Annotated in this window: 4 protein-coding genes; all 4 read right to left on the bottom strand. The window is 67.8% G+C overall.

The annotated features are described in order from the left end of the window. Nucleotides 1-807 (bottom strand): 5-deoxy-glucuronate isomerase, encoded by an 807-nt coding sequence (gene iolB / locus PVW49_RS23495; protein WP_274591777.1) that lies wholly within the window; start codon nt 805-807, stop codon nt 1-3. A 10-nt stretch (nt 808-817) separates the two neighbouring features. Further along, the gene (gene iolE, locus PVW49_RS23490) at nt 818-1,723 is read right to left on the bottom strand and encodes a myo-inosose-2 dehydratase (protein ID WP_274591776.1); all 906 of its coding nucleotides are present in this window, start codon (nt 1,721-1,723) and stop codon (nt 818-820) included. Nucleotides 1,724-1,770: 47 nt separating this feature from the next. Further along, a complete protein-coding gene (iolD, locus tag PVW49_RS23485) occupies nt 1,771-3,603 on the bottom strand; it encodes a 3D-(3,5/4)-trihydroxycyclohexane-1,2-dione acylhydrolase (decyclizing) (protein ID WP_274591775.1) in 1,833 nt (610 codons plus the stop codon). After that, nucleotides 3,600-5,441, bottom strand: a 1,842-nt coding sequence (locus PVW49_RS23480; RefSeq protein ID WP_274591774.1) for a bifunctional 5-dehydro-2-deoxygluconokinase/5-dehydro-2-deoxyphosphogluconate aldolase, incomplete at its 5' end; no start/stop codon positions are given. The genes iolD and PVW49_RS23480, both read right to left, overlap by 4 nt.

Genomic DNA, 5,441 nt, shown 5'->3' with positions numbered 1-5,441 from the left:
TCACCCGTCTTTATCGATGATCCACTTGACGGCGGGGTCGGGCTGGAATCGCCAGTTGCGGCGGGGGCCGGCCATGACGTTGAGGTAGTACATCTCGAAGCCGTAAGGCGCGCCGCAGGGGTGGTGGCCGCGGGGGACCAAGACGACGTCGCCATCGTGCACCGCCATGCATTCGTCGAGCGTGCCATCCTCGGTATAGACCCGCTGCACGCCGAATCCCGAGGCCGGGTTAAGGCGATGGTAATAGGTTTCCTCCAGATAGGTGATGCGCGGGAAGTCGTCCTCGTCGTGACGGTGGCTGGGGTAGGAGGACCAGTGGCCGGCGGGGGTGAAGACCTCGGTGACCAAGAGGGAGTCGCAGTAATCCTCGGCTTCCATCGCGATGTTGTTGATGTGGCGGGTGTTGGTGCCCCGGCCGCGTTCGGTTAGCGTGATGCCCTCGGGGCCGATGCGGCGCGGCGCATGGCCGCCGCGGCCCGGCGCCGAACAGACCGCGACGGTGCAATCGGTCTCGGCCAGCAGCGACCATTCGGTCCCGTTCGGCAGGTAAAGACAATGCGGCGGGGTCTTCTCGAAGACATTCATCCGCGCGCCGAGGGTGCCCCAATCCCGGCCGGCGGCGGTGATCGCCGCCTTGCCCTCGACCATGACAAGGATCACCTCGCGCGCGCCGGTCGCCTCGGCCGCGGTCTCGCCGGGGCGCAGGCGGTAGAGCGAGAAGCCGACATGGCGCCAGCCGGCGCGCGCGGGGGTGATCTCATGCACCTTGCCGTGAGTGCCGAAGGGTTTGCAGAGCAGATCGGGCATGGGCGCCTCCTCAGGGTTGGATGTTCAGTCCGGAGCGGGTGCAGATCTCGACGAGATGGTCATACCCGCGCCTGGAATATTCAAACGGCGGCGCCTTGGCCGGATCCTGTTCGGCCTCGACGACGATCCAGCCGTCATAGTCCATCGCCTTCAGCCGGTCGGTCACCGCCTGGAAGTCGAGGCAGCCCTCCGGGTCGCCCGGCACCGAATAGACCCCGGCCGCGACGCCGTCGAGGAAGCTGCGGTCCTCGGCCCGGACCCAGTCGAGCACCGGCTGGCGCACGTCCTTGACGTGCACATGATGCACCCGGTCGCCCCAGCGGTCGAGCACCGCCAGCGGATCGGCGCCGGCAAAATGCAGATGCCCGGTGTCATAGAGCAGCGTCAGCGCCGGGTCGGAGCCCGCCATCAGCCAGTCGATGTCGCAGGCATCCTGCACCATGGCGCCCATGTGGTGGTGGTAGGAGAGCACAACCCCCTGATCGCGCGCCCATTTCGCCAGCTCCGAGAGTTTCTTCGCATAGGCGGTCACTTCGTCGCGCGAGAGCCTGGGGCGGCGCGACACCGGCGTGCCCCGGTCGCCCTGGATGGTGTTGGAGCATTCCGCATAGACGATACAGGGCGCGTCGAGGGCGGCGAATTGTTCCACTTGCGCCGCGATCGCCGCCTTCTCGGTCTCGAGGTCGTTGACCAACAGGTTGCCCGAGCACCAGCCGCCGCAAAGCGCCAGGCCGTAGCGGTCGAGGTATGCGCGCAGGCCCGCGGTGTCGGCCGGCATCCGGCGGCCGCGCTCGACGCCGGAATAGCCGATCCTGGCGGCATCCTGCATCGCGCCCTCGGTGGTGAAGTCCTTCGTCAGCTCCGGCAGGTCGTCGTTCTGCCAGGCGATCAGGGAGATGCCGATCCTTACAGCCATCAGTCTCGTCCTTCTTGGCGGTGCGTGCAAAGCACGCACCCGGCGGATCAATCCGCGCGTTGTTTCTGCTTGTTTTCGGTGTATCGGGCGCGGGCATCGCGCACCGCTTGGCGCTCCGAGACTTCCGGCACGCCGACATCCCACCAGGCGCCGCCGTGTTCGGTCGAGGGATAGGGATCGGTGTCGATCACCACCACGTAAGGCCCCCTGGCGTCGTGACGCCGGGCCAGCGCCGCTTCCAGCTCGGCGATCGAGCCGACCTTGACCGCGGTGGCCCCCATCGCCTCGGCATGTTTGGCAAAGTCGATCGCCGAGGGGGTCTCGTGGATCGTGTGATCGAGCAGGTTGTTGAACTCGGCCCCGCCACAGCCCATCTGGAGCCGGTTGATGCAGCCATAGCCGCGGTTGTCGGTCACCACCACGGTAAAGGCGATGCCCATCATCGCCGCCGTCGCCATCTCGGAATTGGCCATCATGTAGGTGCCGTCGCCGGTAAAGCAGATCACGTCGCGCGCCGGATCCGCCATCTTGATGCCCATGGCGCCGGCGATCTCGTAGCCCATGCAGCTAAAGCCGTATTCCATGTGGTAGCTGCCCGGGCGCCCGGCCTTCCACAACTTGTGCAGCTCGCCCGGCATGGTGCCGGCGGCGCACATGACGACGGTTTCCGGCGTGGCGGCGCGCTGCACCGCGCCGATCACCTGCATGTCGGTCGGCAGCTGATTGCTGTCCTCAGGCGCCGCGGTCAGCGGGTCGACCTTGGCGAACCAGTCGTCTTTCAGCCCGTCGGTCTTGCCCGGCGCGGTATAGCCGTCGAGCGCCGCGCTCAACTCCGTCAGCCCGACCAGGGCGTCCGCCAGCAACGGCGCGGCGCCGTGTTTCATCGCGTCATAGGCCGCGACATTGAGCGAGATCAGCCTGCGCGACGGATTGGCGAACAGCCCCCACGACCCGGTGGTGAAGTCCTGGAACCGCGTGCCGACCCCGAGCACCACATCGGCCTCGGCGCAGACCGTATTGGCCGCCGCGCCGCCGGTGACACCGACCGGTCCGAGGTTGAGCGCATGGTCCCAGGGCAGCGCCGATTTGCCGGCCTGGGTCTCGGTCACCGGGATGTTGTGCGCCTCGGCAAAGGCGTGCAGCGCCCCGGTGGCACCGGCGTAATGCACCCCGCCGCCGGCCACGATCACCGGGCGGCGGGCGGCGCGGATGATCTCGGCGACCTCGGCCAGCTCGGCCTCGTCGGGGCGGATGCGACGCGGGCGCCAGACCCGGGGCACAAAGAAACTCTCGGGATATTCAAAAGCTTCGGCCTGAACATCCTGACAGAAAGACAGGCAGACCGGGCCGCAGTCTGCCGGATCGGTCAGGACGCGAAAGGCCCGCGGCAGCGCCGTCAGAAGCTGTTCCGGGCGGGTAATGCGGTCAAAATACCGCGTCAGCGGCCTAAACGCATCATTAACGGTTGCCGTGCCATCCTGGAAGTCCTCGATCTGTTGCAGCACCGGGTCGGGGCCACGGGTGGCAAAGACGTCGCCCGGGATCAGCAGCACGGGCAGCCGATTGACATGCGCCAGCGCCGCGGCGGTGACCATGTTGGCCGCCCCCGGACCAATCGAGGAGGTGACCGCCATCGCCCGTTTGCGCCCCGATTGCTTGGCATAGGCAATCGCGGCATGCGCCATGGTCTGTTCGTTATGGCCGCGCCAGGTGGGAAAGCTGTCCTTCACGGCATGCAGCGCCTCGCCGAGCCCGGCCACATTGCCATGGCCGAAGATCGCCCAGCACCCGGCAAGGAAAGGATCGCCATCCTGGTTTTTCTGCGCCGCGATATAGCGCACCATCGCCTGTGCGGCGGTCAGTCGGATCGTTGCTGTCATGTGGCCTCCTCCATGGCCCGGGCGCGGGCCTTGTCCCAGATGGTGCACAGGCGGCTGTAGTTCTCGGCCATTTCGGCCACCGCCTCGGCATCGGTGATCTCGCCGGACAGCCAGCGCCGCGCGGCCGGGCCAAAGATCGTGCGCCCCACGGCAAAGCCCTTGACCAGCGGCTGTTTCGCGGCCAGCGCAAAGCTCTCCGCCAGCGCCTCTTCCGGCGCGTCGAGCCCCAGCACCACGATGCCGCGGCTGCGCGGATCGTTGCGGGTGATCGCTGCCACCGCATTCGCCCAGGCCGCCTCGGTCCTGAACGGCTCCAGCTTCCACCAGTCGGGAAAGACGCCGGCATCATAGAAGCGCTGGATCAGCCTGGCCGAGGTCTCGTCATCCACCGGCCCGACCTTGGAGGGGATGAGTTCCAGCAGGAATTCCAGTCCGTTGCGCCGCGCCGCTGTGAACAGGCGCGTCACCTGCCCGACCTGCGCGGCCATCGTGTCGGCAGCGTCGTCGGGGTGGCAGAAGACCAGCAGCTTGACCACATTCTCGCGGGCCCATTCGCGGAACTGGCCGAGATCGGCGCCCAGTTCCGGCTCGAAGGCGATCGGCCGCGAGCCCGGAAGCTCCGTCGGCCGCCCGATCCAGAGCCCGCTGCCGGAGGCCCGGTGCAGCGCCGCGCGCCCGATGCGGTTGTCGCAGAGGATGCCGTAGCCCGGCCGGCCGGCCTGCACCCGCAGCGCGGCCTCAAGGCAGAGCTCCTTGAACCGGCCGCCCTTTTCCAGGGTATAGCCGTCCATCTCCTCGAGTTGCAGGCGGTGGTCGAAGGCAAAGGTCTTGACCTGCGACCAGTCGCCCCCCGATCTGGAAGAGCGGGTGGTCGCCCAATGCACCTGCTCCAACGCGGCATCGTTCCTGAGGTCGGGCCGTTGCAGGCCCCGGTCGAAGAAGAATTGCAGCTCTTCCCAGCTGGGATAGGCCGGGGTGCAGCCATGGCGGCTGACCGCGAAAGCGCCGCAGGCATTGGCGTATTTGAGCGCGGTGGGCCAGTCCTCTCCATCGAGCCAGCCCTTCAGCAACCCCGACATGAAGCCATCGCCCGCGCCCAGCACGTTGAACACCTCGATCGGGAAACCGGGGCCTGTCTCGCCCTCATCGAGGCTGTCGGGGATCGCGCCGGTGAAGGCCACCGCGCCGGCCGCGCCGCGTTTGCAGACCAGCGTCGCACCCGAGACCGCCCGCACCGCGCGCAGCGCCGCGACCGTGTCGGTCGAGCCACCTGCGATGTGGAACTCCTCCTCGGTGCCGACAATCAGGTCGAACAGAGGCAGGCTTTCCTGCAATTTGGCGGTCACCGCGGCGCTTTCGACAAAGCGGCGCTCGCCCGCGCCATGGCCCGCCACCCCCCAGAGGTTGGGCCGGTAATCGATGTCGAGCGCGCATCTCGCCCCCGCCGCCCGCGCGATCTCCAGCGCCTTCAGCGTCGCCGCCTCGACCTTGGGGTTCGACAGATGCGTGCCGGTCGCCACCACCGCCCGCGCCCGGCGGATGAAATCGGGGTCGATGTCATCCTCGGTCAGCCCCATGTCGGCGCAATTCTCGCGGTAGAAGATCAGCGGAAACTGCTCCTGGTCGCGGATGCCCAGCAGCACCAGCGCGGTCAGCCGCTCCGGGTCGACCTTGACGCCCTCGGTGCTCACCCCCTCACGCGCCAGCTGCTCGGTGATGAAGCGGCCCATGTGCTCGTCCCCCACCCCGGTGATGACGGCCGAACGCAACCCCAGCCGCGCCGTGCCGCAGGCGATATTGGTCGGCGAGCCGCCAATGTACTTGTCGAAGGACCCCAT

This window comes from Marinovum sp. PR37, assembly GCF_028807375.1.
Taxonomy (GTDB): domain Bacteria; phylum Pseudomonadota; class Alphaproteobacteria; order Rhodobacterales; family Rhodobacteraceae; genus Marinovum; species Marinovum algicola.
The sequence above is the reverse complement of the archived record's forward strand: the minus strand, read 5'-3'. Positions and strand labels throughout refer to the sequence as shown.